This window comes from Microlunatus antarcticus (assembly GCF_014193425.1).
GTDB classification, from domain to species: Bacteria; Actinomycetota; Actinomycetes; order Propionibacteriales; family Propionibacteriaceae; genus Microlunatus; species Microlunatus antarcticus.
The window spans coordinates 149535-171328 of record NZ_JACHZG010000001.1 but is presented as its reverse complement, the minus strand read 5'-3'; the positions used below and the strand labels follow the sequence as shown (position 1 = coordinate 171328).

Below are 21794 nucleotides of genomic sequence, written 5' to 3'. Positions count from 1 at the left end.
CGACCCCGGCTCAGGCCTCGGGCGCGAGGCTCCGGATCCGGGTGACGACGTCCGTCGTGGAGTGCGCCGGGACGAAGTCGAGGATCCGGACCTCGCCGCCGTACGCGCGGACCACGGGGGTCTCGGCCATCATCTCGGGCGTGTAGTCGCCGCCCTTGGCGTAGACGTCGGGCTGCAGCAGCTCCAGCAGCGGGATGGGGGTGTCGGTCTCGAACACGGTCACGTAGTCGACGCAGCTGAGCGCGGCGAGCACGCTCGCCCGGTCCGCGGCGGTGTTGATCGGCCGCTGGGGGCCCTTGAGCCGGCGGACCGAGTCGTCGCTGTTGACCGCGACGACCAGCAGGTCGCCCAGCCGGGCGGCCTGGGCCAGCGAGGTCGTGTGCCCGCGGTGCAGAACGTCGAAGCAGCCGTTGGTCAGCACGACCCGACGGCCGGCCGCCCGCTCCGCCTGCACCCGCAGCGCCAGCTCCGCGTGGGGCATGACCCGCTCCGACGTCCGCCCGAGGTGGTCGGCCAGGTCGTCGGCGGTGCAGACCGAGGTGCCCGAGCGGTGCACCACCACGTCGGCCGCCGCCTGCGCCAGCTCCAGCGCCACGGGCAGCTCGACGCCGGCGGCGCGGGCCAGGGTGAGCGCGGCGACGAACGTGTCGCCCGCCCCGCTCGCCTGCTTGTCCAGCACCGGGCGCGCCGTCGTGCGGTGCAGGACCCCGGTGGCGTCGAGCAGCACGGCGCCTTCCGCGTCGAGCGTGACGACGACCTGCGTCGCACCGGTGCGCTCGAGGATCTCGGCGGCGGCGGCGTGCACCGACTCGACGCGCGCCGACGTCGGCGGCGTCCGGCCGAGCAGCCGGAACGTCTCCCCCGCGTTCGGGGTGACGAGGTCGGGGGCGACCTGGGCCCAGGGCGCGGGGTCGTGCGCGTCCACGACCAGCAGCGCCGGCCGGTCGCGCAGCAGCGCCTCCACCAGGGCGGGCGAGGGGCCGGAGCCGTAGTCGCAGACCACGACGGCGTCGCTGCGCCGCAGGACCGCCGCGGCGGCGACGGCCGCACGGTCGCGGAGCTCCTCCGGCGGCGCGACGTCGGTGCCCTCGTCGATGCGCAGCAGGATCTGCTCGCCGCCGACGATCCGGACCTTCGTGGTCGTGCGGACCTCGGGGGCGAGGACCAGGCCGGAGACGTCGACCCCGGCGGCCTCGAGGAGGCTGTGCAGCATGCGGCCGGCCTCGTCGTCGCCCGCGACGCCGACCAGACCGACCTGCGCCCCGAGGGCGGCCAGGTTCATCGCCGTGTTGGCTGCCCCGCCCGGCACGTGACGGCGCTCGAAGACCTCGACCACGGGCGCCGGCGCCTCACGGGACATGCGCTCCGTACGCCCGCGCCACCAGCCGTCGAGGATCGGGTCGCCGACCACCGTGACCCGGGGGGCGCGGTCGCGCAGCGCCAGCGGCAGCTCCGGCCCGAGCAGCCGCCCGCGCCCGCCGTCTTCCCACCCTGCGGCCTGCATCACGTCTCCTCGTCCTGCGCGGGACCCCTGCCCGCACGAGCCGCCATCGTGGCCGAACCCGGGCCCGGGGCCCGGGGAGCCCGACCCGTCAGCGGGCGTCGACCACGCCGGTCAGCAGCAGGACGGCGACGACGGCCGCGAGGACCAGCCGGTAGGCCACGAAGACCGTGATGGGGAACTTGGCCACGATCCGCAGCAGCCACGCGATGGCCGCGAGCGCGACGACCAGGCTGACGACGGTGCCGACGATCGTCGGGCCCCAGCCGACCGAGGAGGCGATGTCGTCGGCGCTGCCGACCGCCTCGAAGACGCCCGCCGCGGTCAGCGCCGGGATGGCCAGGAAGAACGCGAGGCGGGTGGCCGACACGCGGTCGAGCCCCCGGAACAAGCCGGCGCTGATTGTCGCCCCCGAGCGCGAGACGCCGGGGATCAGCGCGATGCACTGGAACAACCCGACGACCAGGCTGTCCTTGAGCGTCAGGCTCTCCTCGCCGCGGTCCTGCCGGCCGTAGCGCTCGGCGAGGATCATGACGAAGCTCCAGACCACGAGCCCGGCCACGACGAACCAGAGGCTGCGCAGCGGCCCGGTGATGAGGTCACGGGCCGCGAAGCCGACGATCCCGATCGGGATCGACCCGGCGATGACGAGCCAGGCCATCTTGTAGTCGCGCTCGGCGCGCGCCGCCTTGTTCGCCAGCCCCCGGAACCAGGCGGTCGCGAGCCGGATGATGTCGCCACGGAAGTAGACGATCGAGCCGAGGATCGCGCCGACCTGGATGACCGCGGTGAAGGCGGTCACGCCCCGGTCGTCGACGCTGAGGCCGAGCAGCTTCTCCACGATCGTGAGGTGCCCGGTGCTCGACACCGGCAGGAACTCGGTGATGCCCTCGACGACGCCGAGAAGGATCGCCTGCCAGAAGTTCATGGGCCGGAAGCCTAGGGGTGATCGGCCTCCAGGACCGATTCCTCCTCCTCAGCGAACGTCCCCCGGGCTCGTGGTAGCCCGGGGTCACAGCTCCGCGCCCCGCCTCCGCAGCACGCGTCGGACGAGCACCCAGGCCACGACCAGCACGACGACGACCCCCACGGCGATCTCGCTCGCGTGGTTCACCCGGGTCAGCACGGACGCGTACGCCGCCCCGGCCCCGTAGCCCAGCGAGGCGATCGCGACGGCCCAGGTCACGCCGCCGAGGACGTTGAACACGAGGAAGTCACGCTTCGCCATTCCGCTGGCCCCGGCCACGCCGGGCACGAGGGCCCGCAGCAGCGCGGTCCAGCGACCGAGCAGCACGGCCCAGCGACCGCGGCGGGCGACGAAGCCCGTCACCTGCTCCGCGCGGCCGCGGAGCCGGACGGGCAGCCGGCCGACCAGGCCCGGACCCCAGCGCCGGCCCAGCCGGTAGCCGATCTGGTCGCCCACGACCGCCCCCACGGCCGCAGCGGCGATGACCGCGGCGAGCGGGAGCCGGCCCCCGTGCGCGACGACGCCGGCCACGAAGACGGCCGTCTCCCCGGGCACGACCAGCCCGACCAGGGCGGAGGCCTCCACGGCCGGGAGCACGAGCGCGGCCACCAGCACGAGCGCCGGCGGCAGGGCCAGCAGCCAGGCGACGAGCTGCGTCAACGACCGACCTCTCCCTCGCGCTGGGCCGCTCGACCGAGCAGGCTCTCTATCCTGACGCCTGTGCAGCCCCCGTCGTTCCCGTCCGGCACCCTCGTCGGCGAGCTGGGGCCGCGCTTCGACGACGTCCGGCGGATCGCGGTGCTGCGCGGCGGGGGCATCGGCGACCTCATGTTCGTGCTGCCCGCCGTCGAGTCGCTCGCCGCGGCGTACCCCGGGGCCGAGATCGTCCTGCTCGGCATGCCGTCCCACGCGGCGCTGCTGGCCGACCGGCCCGCCCCCTTCAGCGCGGTCGAGGTCCTGCCCGTCCACCCGGGCGTGCGCGAGGGCGCAGGCGTCGACCCGGCGGCGACCGACGCGTACGTCGCCCGGGTCCGCGGGCTCGACCTCGACCTCGCCGTCCAGGCCCACGGGGGCGGCGGCAACTCCAACCCGTTCCTGCTGCGGCTGGGGGCCCGCCACACCGTGGGGACCGCCGCCCCCGGCGCGCCGCAGCTGGAGCGCGACCTCCCCTACCGCTACTTCCAGCACGAGACGCAGCGCTGGCTCGAGGTCGCGGCGCTCGCGGGCGCCCCGGCGGTCCAGCTGGAGGCGCGGCTCCGCGGCCGGGCCAACCGCCGTCCCCGTCCAGGGGCCGCGCCGCGGCTCGTCGTGCACCCCGGCGCCACCGACCCCCGGCGCCGCTGGCCGGCGCGACGCTTCGCCGAGGTCGCGGCCGCCGTGGCCCAGCGGGGCGTCGAGGTCGTCGTGGTCGGGGACGCGAGCGACCGTGACGCCGCGGCCGCGATCGTCGCGTACGCGGAGAGCCCGCTCGTCACCTCCGTCGCCGACACGATCGGCCTGCCCGCGCTGGTCGACCTCCTCGAGGACAGCGACGTGGTGCTGGCGAACGACTCCGGCCCGCGCCACGTGGCCATGGCCGTCGGCACGGCGACGGTCGGGGTGTTCTGGGGCCCGAACATGATCAACGCCGCGCCGGTCGCCCGCCGCCGGCACCGGGTGCTGCCCGGCTGGGTCCTGCACTGCCCACGCTGCGGCGCCCCCCTCGCGCAGGGCGACGACCGCCGCTGCGACCACCAGGAGTCGTGGGTGGCCGACGTCGGGGTCGAGCCGGTGCTCGCCGACGTGCTCGACCTCCTCGACACCCCACGGGACCTGTCGTGAGCGTCCCCGCCGTGGTCGCCCGAGCGCAGGACGACCGCCCCGTCGCCCTCGTGCTGCGCGCGCTGGGCCTGGGTGACCTGCTGGTCTCCGTGCCCGCCCTGCGGGCGCTGCGCCGGGCCCGGCCGGAGCACCGTGTCGTCCTCGCCGCGCCCGCGTGGCTGGGCCCGGTCGTCGACCTCGTCGACGCCGTCGACACCCTGCTCCCGGTGGCCGGGCTCGACGAGCCGCTGCCCGAGGTGGGCGGGGGTCCGCCCGACCTCGCGGTGAACCTCCACGGCCGCGGACCGCAGAGCCACGCCCGCCTCGACGCGCTCGCGCCGCGGCACCGGGTCGGGCACGCGGCGCCGGGCTGGGACGGGCCGGCATGGGTCGAGGAGGTCGGCGAACGCCTCCGGTGGCTCGATCTCCTGCGCCACCACGGGCTCGCCCGCGACGCCGACGACCCCGACGACCCGGCGGCGCTCGGCCTGCGACGTCCCTCCGTCCCGAGCCCGGCACCCGGTGCGGTCGTCGTCCACGTCGGGGCGGCGTACGGGTCCCGCTCCTGGCCCGCCGAACGCTTCGCCGCCGTGGCCCGCACGCTGACGGCGGCCGGGCACCGGGTCGTGCTCACCGGCTCCGCGGCCGAGCAGGAACGGGCGGGAGCGATCGCCGTGGCCGCCGGGCTGCCGCAGGGCGCGGACCTGGCCGGGCGTACGGGTCTGGCCGAGCTGGCCGCCCTGGTGGCCGACGCCGCGCTGGTCGTCACGGTCGACACCGGGGCGGCGCACCTGGCCACCGCGTACGGGACGCCGTCCGTCGTGCTGTTCGGCCCCGCCCCGGTCGCCCGCTGGGGCCCGCCGCCCGGCGGGCCGCACGTCGTCCTCACCGACGAGCGCGTGCGCCGCGGCGACGTCTTCGCCCCCGAGCCCGACCCGGCCCTGCTCGCCGTGACGGTCGACGACGTGCTCGGGGCCGCCGAGCGTCTGCTCCGGGCGTGACCCCGCAGACGTGGAACCCTCCGGTCACGACCCCGTAACGTCGGGGCGGTTTGGTTCAGGCCCCGGGTGGTACTAGGTACTCAGATCAGACGTCGGGCGAAGGAGATGGTGTGCGGATCGCTCTGGTGTCCGAGCACGCGAGCCCCCTCGCCGCGATCGGCGCGGTCGACGCCGGCGGGCAGAACGTCCACGTCGCCGAGCTCGCGAGCGGGCTGACGCGGCTCGGCCACGACGTCGTCGTCTACACGCGCCGGGACGCCGTCGAGCTCCCGTCGTCGGTCCGGACCGACGACGGCTACGACGTCGTCCACCTCGACGCGGGCCCGGCCGAGCGGCTGGCCAAGGACGACCTCTGGCCCCTCATGCCGAGGTTCGCGGACGCGCTCCGCCGCCACCTGCAGAGCCGCCCGGCGGACGTCGTGCACGCCCACTTCTGGATGTCCGGCTGGGCGGCGACGCGCGCGACGCGCGGTCTGGGCATCCCCACGTTCGTCACGTTCCACGCGCTGGGCTCGGTCAAGCAACGCCACCAGGGTGACGCGGACACCAGCCCGGCCGAGCGCGTCGACGTCGAGCTCGCCGTCGCCACGCGCGCCGCCGGCGTCGTGGCCACCTGCCGCGACGAGGTCGCCGAGCTCGCCGCGATGGGGGTCGACCTCGAGCGCGTCGACGTCGTCCCCTGCGGCGTCGACGTCCGCCACTTCACCCCCGACGCGGCCCCGCTGGACGACCCGCCCCGCCGCCAGCCGTACCGGATCGTCAGCGTCGGGCGGCTCGTCCCGCGCAAGGGGTACGCCACCGTCGTCGAGTCGCTCGTCGACCTGCCCGGGGTCGAGCTCGTCGTCGCCGGCGGTCACGTGGACGACGGGCACGTCGAGGCCGAGCAGCTCCGCCTCCAGGCGCTCGCCGCCGGGCTGGGGGTCGCCGACCGCGTCCACCTCATCGGCCAGGTCGGGCACTTCCTCATGCCCGCCCTGCTCAGCACCGGCGACGTCGTCGTCTGCACGCCCTGGTACGAGCCGTTCGGTCTCGTCCCCCTCGAGGCCATGGCCTGCGGCGTCCCGGTCGTCGCCTCGGCCGTCGGCGGGATGCTCGACTCCGTCGCCGACGGCGAGACCGGCGCCCTGGTGCCCCCGCAGGACCCGGCCGCGCTGGCCACCGCCCTGCGCGGGCTGCTCGCCGACCCGGCCCGGCGCCGGGCGTACGGGCGGGCCGGCGTCCGTCGGGCCCGGTCGCTTTACTCGTGGGACGCGGTCGCCACGGCGACGGCCGAGGTCTACGAGGAGGCGCTGGTCGCCGGGGTCGCGCCGAAGCACCGGGCGAGCCTGCTGCCCGCCCTGGGCCCGGCGTGAGCCCGGGCGTCGACGAGCGGCCCCGAGGTGTGCGAGCGGTCCTGTTCGACCGTGACGGCACGCTCGTGCACGACGTCCCCTACAACGCCGACCCCGACCTGGTCGCCCCGGTCGACGGGGCGCGGGAGGTGCTCGACGACCTGCGTCGCCGGGGCCTCGGCCTCGGCGTGGTCAGCAACCAGTCCGGCATCGCCCGCGGGCTGATCACCCCCGCCCAGCTCGCGGCGGTCAACGGCCGGGTCGACGCGCTGCTCGGACCGTTCGGGACGTGGCAGGTCTGCCCCCACGGCGCGGCCGACGGGTGCGCCTGCCGCAAGCCGGCGCCCGGGATGGTGCTCGCCGCCGCTGCGGCCCTCGGGGTCGAGCCGGCGGACTGCGTGGTGATCGGCGACATCGGCGCCGACGTCGGTGCCGCTCTCGCCGCCGGGGCCCGCGCCGTCCTCGTCCCGACGCCGGTCACCCGGGCCGAGGAGGTCGCGCACGCTCGCGAGCACGCCCTGGTGGCGCACGACCTCCGCGAGGCCGTCGCGCTGGCGCTCGCCCTCGGCGAACAGGTCGCCCCGTGAGCGCCCCGACCGGCGGCCACGTCCTCGTCGCCCGGCTCGACAGCGTGGGCGACGTCCTGCTCTCGGGTCCTGCCGTCCGGGCCGTGGCCGCGTCGTCGGCGCGGGTCACGCTGCTCGTCGGCCGGGGACGTTCCGCGGTCGCGCGGCTGCTGCCCGGGGTCGACGACGTGCTCGAGCTCGACGCGCCCTGGATCGTCGCCGACCCCGGGCCCGTGGACCCCGCCGCGATCGGCGCGTTCGTGGAGACCGTCCGTAGGGCCGGCGTCGACGCGGCGCTGATCCTCACCTCGTTCCACCAGTCGCCGCTGCCCCTGGCCCTGCTCCTGCGCCTCGCCGGGGTCGGCTGGGTCGGCGCGATCAGCGACGACTACCCCGGATCCCTGCTCGACCTGCGCCACCGGATGCCCGAGGTCCCGGCCGACGTGCCCGAGAGCGAGCGGGCGCTGTCGCTCGCCCGCGCCGCCGGCTTCGGTCTCGACGGGCCGGCCACGCTCGCCGTCCGCCGGCCGCTCCCCGACGTCTCCGCCCTCGTCGGACCGGACCCGTACGTCGTCTACCACCCGGGCGCCGACGCCCCGGCCCGCCGGCCCGGGGCCGAGCACAGCCGGGCGCTGGTCGCCGCGCTCGTCGAGGCCGGGCACCGCGTGGTCGTGACCGGGTCCCCCGGCGAGTCCACGCTCACCGGCCTCGTGGCGGGCGGGCTCGCCCTCGACCTCACCGGCGCCGTCGACCTCGCCGGCCTCGCCGCGGTCCTCGCGGGTGCCGAGGTCGTCGTGGCGCCCAACACCGGTCCGGCCCACCTGGCCGCGGCCGTGGGCACCCCGGTCGTCTCCCTCTTCGCCCCGGTCGTCCCGCCGGAGCGCTGGGCCCCGTACGGCGTCCCGGTCGTCCTGCTCGGCGACCAGGACGCGGCCTGCCGCCTGACCCGGGCGCGGCACTGCCCCGTGCCCGGACACCCCTGCCTGGACGGCGTCAGCCCCGCTGACGTCGTCGCCGCCGTGGCGGAGCTCCGCCGCGTCCCGCCCGTCGACGACCGTGACCCGGTCCCGGCCCGTCCCCGAGAGGTCGACCATGTCGCTTGACACCACGGTCAGCCCCCCGTCCGCCCGTGCCACCGAGCCCGTTCCGCCCGTACGCGCCAGCGACCGCCTCGCTCTCGTCACCGACCACCTCGCAGCGCTCGCCGAGGCGGCGGGCCGGGCCGGGGCGTACGCCGCCACGGTCAGCGCCTGGGGGGCCGAGCTGGCCCGGCGCTACGACGCCGGGGCGCACCTGATCGCCTGCGGCAACGGCGGCAGCGCCGCCGAGGCGCAGCACCTGACCGGCGAGCTGGTGGGACGGTTCCGCCACGACCGCCGGCCCCTGCCCGCCGTCGCGCTGTCCGCCGACTCCGCGGCGCACACGGCCATCGCGAACGACTACGGCTTCGACGAGGTGTTCGCCCGCCAGGTCACCGCCTGGGGGCGCCCCGGGGACGTGCTCGTCGCCTTCTCCACCAGCGGCACCAGCCCGAACGTGCTCGCCGCGGCCCGGGCCGGCCGCCGGGCCGGCGTGAGCGTGTGGGCGCTCACCGGGCCCGGCCCCAACCCGCTCACCGCGCTCGCCGACGAGGCGGTCGCCGTCGAGGCACCCACGACCGCGACGGTCCAGGAGATCCACCTGAGCCTCGTGCACGCGCTCTGCATCGCCCTCGACGACGCGCTCGGCGTCCAGCCCCCGGTCGTCGCGTGAGCACCACCCGCGCGGTCGGCCCGCTCGTCGTCGTCGGCGACTCCCTGCTCGACGTCGACCTCGAGGGCAGCTCGGAGCGCCTCGCCCCCGACGCCCCGGTGCCGGTGGTCGACGTCGCCCGCGAGTGGCAGCGTCCCGGCGGTGCCGGCCTCGCCGCGCTGCTCGCCGCCCGGTCGGGCCACGAGGTCGTGCTCGTCACGGCGATCGGGGCCGACGACTCCGCCGACCGCCTCCGCAGCCTCCTCGGCGGGCTCGTCGAGGTGGTCGCGCTGCCGCTGTCCGGCGGCACGAGCCGCAAGACCCGCGTGCTGGCCAACGGCGTCCCGGTGACCCGGCTCGACGTCGGCCGCGGTCGGGCGCTCGACGCCCCGGTCCCGCAGGCGGCGTACGACGCCCTCGACCGCGCCGGAGCCGTCCTGGTCGCCGACTACGGCCGCGGGGTCACGGCGCTCGACGGGATCCGCGAGCGGCTGACCGCCCGGGCCCGCCAGGTCCCCGTGGTCTGGGACCCGCACCCCCGCGGGACCGCTCCGGTCGCGGGCTGCGCCCTGGTCACCCCGAACGCCAGCGAGGCCAGAGCGCTGGGGGCCGTGGACGGCACCGCCGACCAGGGCCGCGTGCTCGGCCGGCTCTGGCGGGCCGAGGCCGTCGCCGTCACGCTCGGCGCGCGCGGGGCCCTGCTGGTCGAGGGCGACCTCGACACGCACGTCCCGCTCGACGAGCCCGAGACCTCTTCGACAGGCTCAGGACAGCGCGTCGACGCGGCCGGCCGCGCCCCGCACGCCGGTCGGCTCGACACCTGCGGGGCCGGTGACGCCTTCGCCGTCGCCGCCGCCGTCGCCCTGCTCGAGGGCGCGACCCCGGGCACCGCGGTCCGCCGTGCGGTCGCGAGCGCCACCGCGTTCGTGCTGGCCGGCGCCGCGACCGCCGTCTCGACCGAGGTCCCGTACGCGACGTCCTCCGACCGGCCCGAGCCGGCCGACGCCTTCGCGCTGGTGGCGCAGGTCCGCGCCGCCGGCGGGACCGTGGTCGCGACCGGCGGGTGCTTCGACCTGCTGCACCGGGGCCACGTGAGCCTGCTGACCGCCGCCCGTTCCCTGGGCGACGCGCTCGTCGTCTGCATCAACTCCGACGCCTCCGTCCGCCGGGCCAAGGGGCCGGACCGGCCGCTGGTCACGGCCGAGGACCGCGCCCGGGTCCTGTCCGCCCTGGCCTGCGTCGACGGGGTCGTCGTCTTCGACGAGGCCACGCCCGCCGAGCTCCTCGCCGAGCTCCGGCCCGACGTCTGGGTCAAGGGCAGCGACTACGCCGGCCAGGACATCCCGGAGGCCCGGGTCGTCGAGGAGGGGGGCGGGCGCGTCGTCCTGCTGCCCGTCGTCGACGGCTACTCCACCACCCGCCTCGTCGACCGGTCCCGTGCGACCGCGTCGGCGGCACCCGTTCCTGCACGTCCGAACCACACCGAGGAGATCTCATGACGTCGACCCTGACGCCCCCCGCCACCGACACCGCCGCGTCGTCGCGCGAGCGCACGACGCTCGGCACCGTGCTGATCACCGGCGGGTCGTCCGGCCTCGGCGCGGCCACGGTCGCCGCCGTCCTGGCCGCCGGGGGCACCCCGCTCGTGCTCGACCTCGCGCCGCCCGCCGGAGACGTCGCGTACGCGCAGGTGGACCTGTCCGACCCGCGTGCGGCCGAGGCGGCCGTCCGCGACATCGTGGAGGCCCACGGCGGGCGGCTGGACGGCGTCCTGACCGCGGCGGGCATCGACTTCCCCGCACCGCTCGACGGGATCGACGGTCCCACGTGGGAGCGGATCGTCATGGTGAACCTGTTCGGCACCGCCGCCGTCGCGCGCGCCGCGCTGCCCTACCTCAAGGCCAGCCACGGCCGCATCGTCACGGTCGCCTCGACGCTCGGCATCAAGGCCGTCGGCGACGCGACCGCGTACTGCGCGTCCAAGTTCGGCGTGGTCGGCTTCACCCGGTCGCTGGCCGCCGAGACCGCCGGCCAGGTCGGCGTCACGCTGCTGATCCCCGGCGGCATGCACACGCACTTCTTCGACGAGCGGGACGCGCAGTACAAGCCCGGTGCCGACGCGGTGCTCAACCGGCCGGAGGACACGGCCGCCGCGGTCGTCTTCGCCCTGTCCCAGCCCGCCGGCTGCGAGGTGCGCGAGCTCGTCGTCGCGAGCTCGGTCGAGACCTCCTGGCCGTGATCTAGAGGGTCAGGCGACGCCGGCCGCGCGGGCGGCGTCGACCGCCGCCCGGCTGCCGCGGAGCCACGGCTCGCCGTGGCCGGGCAGCACGGCGGCGACGTCGAGCTCGGCGACGGCCGTGAGGGAGTCCAGGGCGAGCCGGGCGTCGTTCGTCGCCGCCCGGGCGACCACCCGCGGGCCCCGCCGCCCGGTGTACGGGTCCAGGGTGACGAGCGCGTCGCCGGTCAGCACCGCGCCGTGGTTGGGCAGGTGCACCACCAGCTCCCCGTCCGTGTGGCCGGGCGCCGGGACCAGCTCGGGGCGGCCCGGCAGGTCGAGGGACGTCCGGCCTCCGACGAGGTGGTCGGCCGTCACGCCGGGCACGCGCAGCGCGCCGGCCCGCACCATCGAGCCCAGCACCGGCCAGGACCGCGGGTGCACCGGCGGGTAGGTCAGGCGCGGCCGGGCCGGGCGGTAGCGGTACGGGTGGCGCACCAGGAAGGCGTCCCCCGCGCCGGCCCAGACCTCCACGCCGTGGTCGCGCTGCAGGCGCCCGGCGAAGCCGACATGGTCGAAGTGCCCGTGGGTCAGCACCAGGCCCCGGACGTCGGACACGCGGCGACCGACGTCGGCCAGGCACTGCCGCACCGCCGACCACGTCCGGGGGTACGCCGCGTCGACGAGGGTGACGCCGTCCTCGCCCTCGACGACGTAGCAGTTGGTGTGGCCGTGGGTGACCAGGTGGACCCCCGGCACGACGTCGCGGACGGTCTGGACGTGATCGGCGGCGGGCACCCCTGCTCCCTACCCGGCGACGGCCTCGGCAAGCACCCGGTCCCAGTCGCCCAGGAACCGGGCCAGCCCGTGCCGCGCGAGCGCCGCCTCCCGGGCCACCAGCCCGGCGGCCCGGGCCTCGTCCGGGTCGGTCAGCAGCCGGCGTGCCGCGGCGACCAGCACGTCCGGGTCGGCCGAGATCGCCCCGGCGGCCGGGGGCACCGTCCGGGCGGCGACCGTGGTGTCGAGGACGACGACGGGCAGCCCGAGCAGCATGGCCTCGATCAGCGACAGACCCAGCGAGGTCCAGCGGTTGAGGTGCAGGTACGCGCGCCGCGCGACCAGGGCGTCGCGCAGCTGCGGGGGCTTGAGGTTGCCCGCGAAGGCCACGCCGGGCTGGTCGTCGAGCGCGGCCGGGAGCAGGTCGCCGTCGATCCCGAAGGCGTCGATCCCCAGCGGGGCGAAGCGCGGCAGCAGGTCGGTGCCGGTCACCCGCCAGCGGCGGACGGGCTCGTTGACCACGAACGCGAGGTGGTCGACGTCGCCGACGTAGCGCAGGCCGGGGTCCGGCAGCCCGTGCTCGACGACCGTCGTCGGCGTCCGTCCGCAGTCCCAGAGCAGGGCGTTGAGGTGGGTGACGTGGACGACCCGGATCGGACCGTCGGCGAGCGGGTGCCGCGTGTTCGGCACCGACTCCTTGGGCGTGTTGTGCTCGAGGAACACGGCCGGCACGTCCGTCCCGGCCCGCAGGCCGGTCCGATCCGCGATCGTCGCCGCGTCCTCGGGCCGCTGCAGGAGCACGACGTCCGGCGGGTCGTCGCGGAGCTCGGCCGAGTCGACCTCGCGCGCCCGGGCCGGGGCCAGGGCGCCGAGGCGGGACAGCCCGCCCCGGCCGTCCACCGCCGGCAGGAACGCGTAGTCGTGCGCCCCGGCGAGCAGCGCGTCGGTGTAGCCGCCGTGCACGTCGAACAGCAGGATCCTCACGACGCGGGAGCGTACGGCGCCGCCCGCGGCCCACCCGGTGCGGTCAGGCGGCGTGGGACGCGACGGTGGGCTCGTCCAGGGACCCGATCATCCCGCGCAGCCGCATGAGCAGCCGGGCGAGCATGCGGGAGACCTGCATCTGGTTGGTGCCCAGCGCGACCGCGATGTCGGCCTGGGACCGCTCCTCGAAGAAGCGCATCTGCAGCAGCCGCCGCTCGACGTCGGTCAGCTCCTTCCACACCGAGGACACGAGCACGTGCGCCTCGGCCCGGTCGGAGTCCGGCTCGTCGCTCTCGTGGTCGTGGGTCAGGGCGTCGAGGGAGCTGCACGTGTACGCCTGCGTGGCGCGACGTGCCCGCCGGACGTCGTCGAGCGGCACCCGCAGCACCTCGGCCAGCTGGCGCTCGGTCGGCTCGCCGCCCACCGCCTGCGCGACCTCCGGCCAGCGCCGCCACATCTCGGCGGACAGCTCCTGGGTGGGGCGCGAGGGCCGGATGGACCAGCCGTGGTCCCGGAAGTGGCGCTTGACCAGCCCGGTGACCGTGGGGAAGGCGAAAGCGGCGAACGAGCCCTGGTCGGGGTCGAAGCGGGCACAGGCCTCGACCAGGCCGGACCGGGCGATCTGACGCAGGTCCTCGGAGTCCTCGCCGCGGTCCCGGAACCGGCGGGCGACCGAGTCGGCCAGCCAGAGGTGGGAGACCACGACCTCCTCGAAGAGCGCCTGGCGGCCGGCCTCGTCCGCCACCCGGGCGGCACGCAGCCGCGCCAGGGTCAGCTCGGCCAGCTCCAGACGCTGGGCGGGATCCGACCCACGGGTCGGGGCACGTCCGGTGGAGACGGTGGGGAGAGGGGGTGCGAGAAGTGACATGGCGCGCTCTTCCGTCCGTGTGTGTACGAACGTGGCGCGCTGCTGGCCACAGCAGGAAGTGAACCACAGACTCGGGCGGTCGGGTACCCCCCTAGGGGCGACCGCCCCGGCCGGCTCGCGGCCTACGTGGAGCGGCCCGGCAGCGGCGGCACCACCCGGGTCCGGACGATGTGCCCGGCGAGCTGCAGCAGCCCCACCTGCGTGCTCTGCGACAGCCGACGCAGGTAGTCGTACGCCTCGTCCGCGCCCAGGTCGAACCGCTCCATCACGATCCCCTGGGCCTGCCCCAGGCCGACCCGGGACACGAGCGCGCGCTCACGGTCGTCGAGCATCCTCGCCTCGGCGCTCGCCCCGGCGAGCTGGCTCGCCAGTGCCGTCGCGAGCTGCTGCCGGCCCGGGTCCCAGACGTCCGGGCGGTCGGCGTAGAGCGTGAGCGACGCGACGACGTCCTCGTGGCGCTCGAGCAGGACCGACATCGTCGAGCGCACCCCGAGGCCGTCCACGACGCGGGGGGCCCAGGTGCGCCAGCGCGGGTCGGTGCGGAGGTCCTGGCTGACGACCGTCGTCCGGCCTCGCACGCTGTCCAGGCCCGGCCCCTCGCTCAGCTCGTGCTGCCAGGCGTCCCCCCGCACCACGACGTCGTCGGTGGCGGCGACGCTCTCCACGAAGGCCGGCGTCAGGAGCGTGACCCCCGCGTGGTCGCAGCCCGGGACGAGCCTCGCGAGCAGCTCGACACCCCGCTGCAGCCGCCCCCCTGCGGTCGAGGGCTCGTGCACGAGCGCGGTGAAGACGCCGAACGAGCGCTGGGCGTGGTCGAGATGAGGTGGGGCCATGAGGGCCAGCTCCTGCTTGGGCGCCGGCGTCGCCGGGCCACGGTCCCGGCCGCTTCCTGACCTGAGGGTCGAAATTCTTGCACGGTGCGACCGTCTGCGCGGGGAGTCCGACGCAGTCGTCGTCGCGTCAGTCCGCCTCGACCAGGTCGAGGTGCCCGGTCTCAACGAGCTGACGGGCGACGTCACGCAGGGGCCGGTTGGTCGACTGGCTGACCCGGGCCAGCACCCGGAAGGCGCCGTCGCCGTCGATGCGGTAGCGCTCCATGAGCATGCCCTTGGCCTGCCCGATCAGGTCGCGGCTCGCGACGGCGCGATCCAGGTGGTCCAGCTTCTGCGCATCGGCGAAGGCGACCGCCGCATGGACGGCGAAGAGCAGCCCGACCTCTTCGGACTCGTCGTCGAAGGCCCCCGCCGCCCGGTTGTAGAGGTTCAGCGCGCCCAGGGTGTCGCCCTGCACGTACAGCTGGAACGAGAGCATGCTGCCGGCGCCGGCCTGGTAGGCCTCTCGCGCGAACTTGGGCCAGCGCCGCTCGTGGCGCATGTCCGGCACCCGGACGGTCTGGTGCTCGTACGCGGCGTCCAGGCACGGCCCCTCGGCCGTCGCCGTCTGGATGGCGTCGACCTTCCCCGGCAGGTCGCCCGTCCGGTGGGGCGAGGAGATCTGGCGCCGCGCGACCACCAGGCTGATGGAGGCGTCCTCGGCGCCTGGGATGAGCCGGACCGCGGCCGCGACGACCTCGTCGAGCATGGCGGCGGTGTCGTCCTCGGCCTCCAGCGTCCGAGCCAGCCGGCCCAGCTGCCCGGCCAGGTCGCGCACGGCCTCGACCTCGGAGCTCGGAGGTCGGGGGTCTCGCGCAGGGGCTCCTGGACTACCGGTCATCGGGGACACCTCTCGCTGCGGACGCCACCGTCCGGCGGCGCCGCTGGTGCGACCCTACCGAGCGGACCGGCGGACCCTTGCCGCATCCGTGCGTGTCCGGACGGAGAACGGGGTAGACCACGAGTGCTGGTCGTCGAGGTGCTCGACGACCGCACAGGTTCGGCGAGTTCAACAGCGCAGCCCGCCGGGCCCTCCCACCCCCGGCGACGCACGCCGGACGCCCCGTGGCGTGAGGGACTGCGCGCTAGCCTGTGCCCGGCTGGGAAGTTGCCGGGGCGCTCGCGTCCCCACTCTCCCAGCACCTCCGAAGGTGGCTCGATGCCCTGGCTCCGCCGGTGCGAAGCAGCGTGGTCGTGGACCTGACCGCCGACCTCCTCCAGTCCGTCAGCCACCGCATGCGCGGAAGCACCGGGCTCACCCCGGCCGTCCTCGCGCAGGCCGCCGTCGACCTGCTGCCGGTGGACGCCGCCGGGCTGTCGACCCTGCTCGAGATCCTGCGGCTGCCGCTGGGCGGGAGCAGTGCGACTGCGTCCACCGCCGAGGAGCTGCAGACCTCCATCGGCGAGGGTCCGTGCCTGGCCGCGGCCGTGGCCAAGGCCGCCTGCGTGGCCGACCTCGCCGAGCTGACCCACCGCTGGCCCGTCTACGGCGAGGAGCTGGTGAAGCGCACGCCCTTCCGCTCGGTCGCCTCCATCCCCCTGAGCACGCCGGACGGCGAGGTCTTCGCCGCGCTCGACCTCTACGCCGAGGACGAGTACCTCAGCCGCCGCCTGGACGTCGCCGCGATCACCGACCACGTGGCGGGTCCGGTCTCGGCCCTCCTCAGCATCTGCATGGCCGACGTCCACGACGTCGACCTCGACGACGCCATGCCCGACTGGTATCGGGTCGCCACCAGCCGACGCCACCACGTCTGGGTGGCCACCGGGATGCTCGTCGGCCGGCGCCGTCAGGCCACCCGCGACGCGCTGGCGCTGCTCCGGGCCCACGCCTACTCCCTCGACGTGACCCTGGACGAGCTCGCGGACGACCTCGTCGCGGGCCGGACCACCCTCGACGAGCTCGAGCAGTGACCGTCCCCGACCCGCAGCCGGGTCACCACCTGCCGATCGAGCGGCTGCAGAACCTGCTGCTCGACGTGGCGGACATCAAGCTCTTCCTGAAGGAGCTGGCCGAGCTCTCGACCACGGTGCTCAAGGCCCCGGTGTCCAGCGGGATCATGCTCCGCTACGACGACACCCTGCTGACGTTCGGCTTCAGCGACGCCCGGGCCGAGACCCTCGACGAGACGCAGTACCGGGTCGGGTCGGGGCCGTGCCTGGAGAGCCTGAGCCGGGGCCAGGTCGTCTCCGTCGTCGACGCTCGGACCGAGCAGCGGTGGCCGGACTACGTCGGGCTCGCGGCCGAGACCGGGCTCCGGTGCTCGCTGAGCCTCCCGCTGACCATCCGGAGCGACACCTTCGGCGCCCTCAACCTCTACGGCTTCTCCGAGCCCGGCCTCTTCGGCCCGACCGAGCAGCGCGACCTCGAGCTGTTCGCGACCCAGGCGGCCGGCACCCTGCGCGTCGCGACCCGGCAGGTCAAGGACGCCAACCTCCTGGCCCAGATGGAGGAGTCGCTCCGCTCGCGCACGGTCATCGACCAGGCGCTCGGCATCATCATGGGCCAGCAGCGCTGCACCGCGACGGTCGCCTTCGAGCTGCTCCGCCGCGAGTCCCAGAACGGCCACCGCCGCCTCCGCGACGTCGCTGCGGACCTGGTGCAGCGGACCAGCGGTCAGTCCCCCGAAGAGGGACGACCCTTCGACCCCTCCTGATCTCGGGCAGAGTTCTCCGCGTGCCGCACTCCTCCACGTCCTCCCCGGTCGCGATCCAGGCCGGGGTACGGGCCACGTACGCGGCCTTCATCGCCACCGGCTTCGCCTTCGCGAGCTGGGCGTCGGAGATCCCGCAGGTCCGTGACCGGCTCGAGCTGTCGTCGGCCCAGCTGGGCCTGGTCCTGCTGGCGATCGCCGCCGGGTCGGTGATCTCGCTGCCCCTGGCCGGACCGGTCGTCGCCCGGATCGGCTCGCGGCGCACCGTGCAGCTGATGGCGCTCGTCGACGCCGTCGCGCTGGTCGTCGTCGGCCTGGGCTACCTGGGCGGGGTCGTGCCGGTCGTGGTGGGGCTGTTCCTCTTCGGTTTCGGCCAGGGCGCCTGGGACGTCGCCATGAACGTCCAGGGCGCCGTCGTCGAGCGTCGCCTCGGGCGGGCGATCATGCCGCGCTTCCACGCGGGCTTCAGCATCGGCACGGTCGGCGGCGCGCTCAGCGGCGCGGCGCTCGTGGGCCTGGGCGTCGGCGTGACGGTGCACCTGGTCGTCGTCGGCGTCCTCGTCGCCGCGGTGGTCCCGTTCGTCGTCCGCGGCTTCGTCGCCGACGCCGACGAGCCGGTGCCCGGGGACGGACCGGCCCCCGAGCGGCGCAGCGCGCTGGCCGCCTGGCGGGAGCCGCGCACGCTGCTGGTGGGGCTGTTCGTGCTCGCCTTCGCCTTCGCCGAGGGCACCGGCAACGACTGGACGAGCGTCGCGCTGATCGACGGCTACGGCACGTCGCGCGTCGTGGGCATCCTGGGCTTCGCCACGTTCCTCGCCGCGATGACCGCCGGCCGCTGGTTCGGCCCCGAGCTGCTCGACCGCTACGGCCGCGTCGCCGTCTGCCGGGTCATGGCCGCCGCGAGCGGGCTGGGCCTGCTGCTCTTCGTCTTCGGCGGGCACCCGGCGCTCGCCTTCGCCGGGGCCGTCCTGTGGGGGGCGGGCCTGTCGCTCGGCTTCCCCGTGGGCATGAGCGCGGGGGCCGACGACCCCGCGCACGCCGCGTCGCGGGTCAGCGTCATCGCCTCGATCGGCTACCTCGCGTTCCTGGGCGGGCCGCCGCTGATCGGGTTCCTCGGCGAGCACATCGGCGTCCTGCACGCGCTGACCGCCGTCGCCGTGCTGCTGGCCCTGGCGGTCGCCATCGCCGGGACCGTACGCCCGCTGCCGAGCGACGACCGGCGCTGACCCGGCGTCACCGCAGGTCGTTTCGACTTTCCTGCACACTTCATCGGTGAGGTTCCTTTACAACGCGTTCAACGGGCGCTACGCGGACAGCCCCCGCGCCCTCCACCAGGGCCTGCTCGCGCGGGGCGTCGAGGCCGAGCACGTGTGGCTGCAGGACGAACGCTTCGTCGGCGGCTTCCCGGCCGGCGTCACGACCGTGCCGATCGGCACCCCGGCCGCCGTGGCCGCGCTCGAGTCGGCCGACGTGCTCGTCAGCAACACCCACATGCAGCTCGACCGCTGGCGCAAGCCGGCGGGCGCCTTCTACCTCCAGACCTGGCACGGCACCCCGCTCAAGCGGATCCACCGCGCGGCGGCCAGCATCCCGGCCGAGGAGATGATGCGTGAGCTCGACGACGACATCGCGAGCTGGGACGCGCTGGTCAGCCAGAGCCCCGCCGCGACCGTCCTGCTGCGCGACGCGTTCGGCTACGGCGGACCCGTCCTGGAGACCGGCTACCCGCGCAACGACGTGCTGAGCGCACCGGACGCCGCCGAGCGCCGGGCCGCGCTGCGCGACGAGCTGGGCATCGGCCCTGACATCACCGCCGTCCTCTACGCCCCGACCTACCGCGACGACACCGTGGACGCCGCGGACTCGCCCGACGGGCTCGACCTCGAGCTCCTGCTCGAACGCCTCGGCCCCGGCTACACGGTGCTCCTGCGCCAGCACTACTACCTCTACCGCCGCCCGGTGCGGACGGGCGTGGCCGGCCTCGTCGACGTGTCGGACAACCCCGACATCGCCGACCTCTACCTCGCCGCCGACGCGATGGTCACCGACTACTCCTCGGCGATGTTCGACTTCGCCGTGACGGGCAAGCCGCTGCTGCTCTACCCGTACGACCTCGCGCACTACCGCGACGAGCTCCGCGGCTTCACCTTCGACCTCGCGACCGAGGGTCCGAGCGCCCTCGTGCTCGACCCCGGGTCGCTGGCCCAGGCGCTGCTCGCCCTGCCCGCGACGTCGGCCGCCGACGCCGCGCGCTACGCCGCGTTCCGCGAGCGCTGGTGCGCCCTCGACGACGGCGGGGCCACCGACCGCGTGCTCGACCAGGTGCTCGCGCGGCTCCGGCCGGGCGCCGACGCTCAGCCGGCGGGACGGTTCCGGTAGCGCCCGACCAGCTCGGGCGCGGCCTGCTGCATCCGGACGGGGGCGAGCCCGCGGGCCAGCAGCTCGAGGTCGTCGACGACCATGTCGCCGATCTCGAGGAACGCGGCCGGGATGCCGCCCGCGCGGTGGGCCGACAGGAGCAGGCCCTCCATCGACCGGAAGGGTGAGTCCGCCGGCACCGGCTCGGTCGGCCACACGTCGGACGCGGCGAGGAAGCGGCCCGCGGCGACGCGCTCGCCCAGGGCCTCGTAGTCGGTCACCGCGGCGCGGCTGACCAGCACCAGGCGGGCACCCTCGGGCAGCAGGTCGAGCTCGCGGGGGCCGAGCAGGTGCTGGCTGTCGTCGGTGACCGTGGCCAGGACGACGACGAACGTGCTGCGGCGGAGCACCTCGTCGAGCGACGCGGGCTCGACGTCCGCGTCGCGCAGGACGGCGTCCGGGAGCCACGGGTCGTACGCCCGGACCCTCGCGCCGAACGCGGCCAGCAGCGGGCGCAGCGCGCGTCCGATGTTCCCGTAGCCGACCAGGCCCACGTCGGCGTGCCGCAGCAGCACCGCGTCGGCGTTGCCCTCGCCGAGGTAGCGCTCACGCCCGGCGCGGAACGCGCGGTCCTCCCGGCTGATCCCCCGCGCCAGGTCCAGGGCGAGCCCGAGCGCGTGCTCGGCCACGGCCTGCGCGTACGCGGGCCCGCAGCCGAGCACCCGGATGCTCCGGGTGAAGCAGGTCGGGTAGTCGACGTTGGGGTAGAAGTTCCCCTCGACGTTGAGCACGGCCCGCAGGTGCGGCGCGCGCTCGAGCCGCTCGGTCGGCAGTTCGGGCTGGCCCACGATCGCCCAGGCGTCACCCAGCGCGGCGTCGAGCTCGCCCTCGGCCGGCTCGACCACCTCGAAGGCTTCGTGCAGCCGGGCCAGCGTCTCGGGGCGGAAGATCCGCTCGACGGGCTGCGGCTGCGGGACGAGGACGACGGTCGGCTTCACGGGGACATCATCCGATGACTCCGCGAGCGGTAGGTTGCCGCGTCCCTGATGCCAGGATCGTCGCGGCAACCTACCGCTCGTGCGGGAGCTCTCGGCTCAGGCGTCGGTCGCATCCCGCGCGTCGGCCCAGAGGTCGACGCCGGACTCGACGGCCAGGTCGTCGATCTGCTTCAGCTCGTCGTCGGAGAACGTGAGGTTCTTCGTCGCCGCGACGTTGTCCTCGAGCTGGGCGACGCTGCTCGCGCCGATCAGCGTGCTGGTGACGCGGGCGTCGCGGAGCACCCACGCCAGCGCCATCTGCGCCAGGGTCTGACCGCGGCCCTCGGCGAGGTCGTTGAGCTTCTTGACCCGCTCGATGACCTCGGGCGTGATGGTCTCCTGCTCCAGCGACTTGCCCTGCGCCGCGCGGGAGTCGGCCGGGATGCCGTTGAGGTAGCGGTTGGTCAGCAGCCCCTGGGCGAGCGCGGTGAAGGCGATGCAGCCGACGCCGGCCTGCTCGAGGGCGTCGAGCAGCCCGCCTTCGATCCACCGGTTGAACATCGAGTACGACGGCTGGTGGATCAGCATCGGCGTGCCGAGCTCGCGCAGGATCTTCGCCGCCGCGAGCGTGTGCTCCGGGGAGTAGGACGACACCCCGACGTAGAGCGCCTTGCCCGCGCGGACGGCCGCGTCGAGCGCGCCCATCGTCTCCTCGAGCGGGGTGTCGGCGTCCGGGCGGTGGTGGTAGAAGACGTCGACGTAGTCGAGGTTCAGCCGCTTCAGCGACTGGTCCAGGCTCGCCGTCAGGTACTTCCGCGAGCCGTGGTCGCCGAACGGGCCCGGCCACATGTCCCAGCCGGCCTTGGACGAGATGACGAGCTCGTCGCGGTAGGGCTTGAAGTCCTCGGTGAGGATCCGCCCGGCGTTGGTCTCGGCGGAGCCGTACGGCGGGCCGTAGTTGTTGGCGAGGTCGAAGTGGTTCACCCCGAGGTCGAACGCCCGGCGCATGATCGCGCGCTGGGTCTCGATCGGCTTGTCGTCGCCGAAGTTGTGCCAGAAGCCGAGCGAGACGGCGGGCAGGTGGAGACCGCTCACCCCGCAGCGGCGGTAGGGCTGGACGTCGTAGCGGTTCTCGTCGGCGAGGTAGGGAGGGGTCACGACTGAACGTTAGAGCCCTAGCATGAGCGACGTG

The 21794-nt window shown here is 75.4% G+C and carries 22 protein-coding genes; 12 read left to right on the top strand and 10 right to left on the bottom strand.

The features are described from left to right. Nucleotides 1-10: 10 nt before the first annotated feature. From rfaE2 (FHX39_RS00880) to FHX39_RS00870, 3 genes are all read right to left on the bottom strand, one after another. A complete protein-coding gene (rfaE2, locus tag FHX39_RS00880; RefSeq protein WP_183335970.1) occupies nucleotides 11-1504 on the bottom strand; it encodes a D-glycero-beta-D-manno-heptose 1-phosphate adenylyltransferase in 1494 nt (497 codons plus the stop codon). An 88-nt stretch (nucleotides 1505-1592) separates the two neighbouring features. Beyond that, nucleotides 1593-2429: an undecaprenyl-diphosphate phosphatase gene (locus FHX39_RS00875; protein WP_183335968.1), complete on the bottom strand. Its 837-nt coding sequence runs from the start codon at nucleotides 2427-2429 to the stop codon at nucleotides 1593-1595. 84 nt (nucleotides 2430-2513) lie between these two features. Then, nucleotides 2514-3128, bottom strand: coding sequence for a DedA family protein (locus FHX39_RS00870; protein WP_183335965.1), 615 nt, complete (start codon nucleotides 3126-3128; stop codon nucleotides 2514-2516). A gap of 60 nt (nucleotides 3129-3188) precedes the next feature. On the opposite strand from FHX39_RS00870, the gene FHX39_RS00865 reads away from it, so the two are divergent. The 8 genes from FHX39_RS00865 (at nucleotide 3189) to FHX39_RS00830 (ending at nucleotide 11136) form a co-directional block, all read left to right on the top strand. Beyond that, on the top strand, nucleotides 3189-4289 hold the full coding sequence (locus FHX39_RS00865; RefSeq protein ID WP_198423210.1) for a glycosyltransferase family 9 protein: 1101 nt from the start codon (nucleotides 3189-3191) through the stop codon (nucleotides 4287-4289). Continuing rightward, entirely contained in the window at nucleotides 4286-5269 is a 984-nt protein-coding gene (locus FHX39_RS00860) for a glycosyltransferase family 9 protein (protein ID WP_332836598.1), read from the top strand. The genes FHX39_RS00865 and FHX39_RS00860 overlap by 4 nt, the downstream gene beginning before the upstream one ends. Nucleotides 5270-5379: 110 nt before the next feature. Beyond that, on the top strand, nucleotides 5380-6621 hold the full coding sequence (locus FHX39_RS00855; protein WP_183335963.1) for a glycosyltransferase: 1242 nt from the start codon (nucleotides 5380-5382) through the stop codon (nucleotides 6619-6621). A gap of 29 nt (nucleotides 6622-6650) precedes the next feature. Next, nucleotides 6651-7187 (top strand): HAD-IIIA family hydrolase, encoded by a 537-nt coding sequence (locus FHX39_RS00850; protein ID WP_332836597.1) that lies wholly within the window; start codon nucleotides 6651-6653, stop codon nucleotides 7185-7187. Further along, complete coding sequence (locus tag FHX39_RS00845; RefSeq protein WP_183335959.1) at nucleotides 7184-8269, top strand: glycosyltransferase family 9 protein; 1086 nt, start codon at nucleotides 7184-7186, stop codon at nucleotides 8267-8269. Before FHX39_RS00850 ends, FHX39_RS00845 begins: the two co-directional genes overlap by 4 nt. After that, complete coding sequence (locus tag FHX39_RS00840) at nucleotides 8259-8918, top strand: D-sedoheptulose-7-phosphate isomerase (protein WP_183335958.1); 660 nt, start codon at nucleotides 8259-8261, stop codon at nucleotides 8916-8918. Before FHX39_RS00845 ends, FHX39_RS00840 begins: the two co-directional genes overlap by 11 nt. After that, nucleotides 8915-10396, top strand: coding sequence for a D-glycero-beta-D-manno-heptose 1-phosphate adenylyltransferase (gene rfaE2, locus FHX39_RS00835; RefSeq protein ID WP_183335956.1), 1482 nt, complete (start codon nucleotides 8915-8917; stop codon nucleotides 10394-10396). Before FHX39_RS00840 ends, rfaE2 (FHX39_RS00835) begins: the two co-directional genes overlap by 4 nt. Then, on the top strand, nucleotides 10393-11136 hold the full coding sequence (locus FHX39_RS00830; RefSeq protein ID WP_183335954.1) for an SDR family oxidoreductase: 744 nt from the start codon (nucleotides 10393-10395) through the stop codon (nucleotides 11134-11136). The genes rfaE2 (FHX39_RS00835) and FHX39_RS00830 overlap by 4 nt, the downstream gene beginning before the upstream one ends. A gap of 9 nt (nucleotides 11137-11145) precedes the next feature. Here FHX39_RS00830 and FHX39_RS00825 read toward each other — a convergent pair whose 3' ends face one another. The 5 genes from FHX39_RS00825 to FHX39_RS00805 form a co-directional block, all read right to left on the bottom strand. Continuing rightward, entirely contained in the window at nucleotides 11146-11910 is a 765-nt protein-coding gene (locus FHX39_RS00825) for an MBL fold metallo-hydrolase (protein ID WP_183335952.1), read from the bottom strand. A 9-nt stretch (nucleotides 11911-11919) separates the two neighbouring features. After that, entirely contained in the window at nucleotides 11920-12873 is a 954-nt protein-coding gene (locus FHX39_RS00820) for a glycosyltransferase (protein ID WP_183335950.1), read from the bottom strand. Between the two features lie 43 nt (nucleotides 12874-12916). Next, nucleotides 12917-13741 (bottom strand): sigma-70 family RNA polymerase sigma factor, encoded by an 825-nt coding sequence (locus FHX39_RS00815; protein ID WP_183335949.1) that lies wholly within the window; start codon nucleotides 13739-13741, stop codon nucleotides 12917-12919. A gap of 122 nt (nucleotides 13742-13863) precedes the next feature. After that, nucleotides 13864-14574 (bottom strand): GAF and ANTAR domain-containing protein, encoded by a 711-nt coding sequence (locus FHX39_RS00810; protein WP_183335948.1) that lies wholly within the window; start codon nucleotides 14572-14574, stop codon nucleotides 13864-13866. 127 nt (nucleotides 14575-14701) lie between these two features. Further along, nucleotides 14702-15391 carry a GAF and ANTAR domain-containing protein gene (locus FHX39_RS00805; protein WP_198423209.1) on the bottom strand — a complete coding sequence of 230 codons (690 nt, stop codon included), beginning with the start codon at nucleotides 15389-15391 and terminating at the stop codon, nucleotides 14702-14704. A gap of 416 nt (nucleotides 15392-15807) precedes the next feature. Here FHX39_RS00805 and FHX39_RS00800 point away from each other — a divergent pair, with 416 nt between their 5' ends. The 4 genes from FHX39_RS00800 to FHX39_RS00785 are packed head-to-tail and all read left to right on the top strand — an operon-like array spanning nucleotide 15808 to nucleotide 19646. Continuing rightward, complete coding sequence (locus tag FHX39_RS00800; protein WP_183335946.1) at nucleotides 15808-16527, top strand: hypothetical protein; 720 nt, start codon at nucleotides 15808-15810, stop codon at nucleotides 16525-16527. Continuing rightward, nucleotides 16524-17270, top strand: a complete 747-nt coding sequence (locus FHX39_RS00795) for a GAF and ANTAR domain-containing protein (RefSeq protein WP_183335945.1) — start codon at nucleotides 16524-16526, stop codon at nucleotides 17268-17270. Before FHX39_RS00800 ends, FHX39_RS00795 begins: the two co-directional genes overlap by 4 nt. A gap of 20 nt (nucleotides 17271-17290) precedes the next feature. After that, a complete protein-coding gene (locus tag FHX39_RS00790) occupies nucleotides 17291-18493 on the top strand; it encodes an MFS transporter (RefSeq protein WP_183335944.1) in 1203 nt (400 codons plus the stop codon). Nucleotides 18494-18539: 46 nt separating this feature from the next. Beyond that, on the top strand, nucleotides 18540-19646 hold the full coding sequence (locus FHX39_RS00785; RefSeq protein WP_183335942.1) for a CDP-glycerol glycerophosphotransferase family protein: 1107 nt from the start codon (nucleotides 18540-18542) through the stop codon (nucleotides 19644-19646). Here FHX39_RS00785 and FHX39_RS00780 read toward each other — a convergent pair. After that, nucleotides 19622-20623: an NAD(P)-dependent oxidoreductase gene (locus FHX39_RS00780; protein ID WP_332836596.1), complete on the bottom strand. Its 1002-nt coding sequence runs from the start codon at nucleotides 20621-20623 to the stop codon at nucleotides 19622-19624. The two genes, FHX39_RS00785 and FHX39_RS00780, sit on opposite strands and share 25 nt — an antisense overlap. Nucleotides 20624-20719: 96 nt before the next feature. Continuing rightward, nucleotides 20720-21760 carry an L-glyceraldehyde 3-phosphate reductase gene (mgrA, locus tag FHX39_RS00775; RefSeq protein ID WP_183335938.1) on the bottom strand — a complete coding sequence of 347 codons (1041 nt, stop codon included), beginning with the start codon at nucleotides 21758-21760 and terminating at the stop codon, nucleotides 20720-20722. Between the last annotated feature and the right edge of the window lie 34 nt (nucleotides 21761-21794).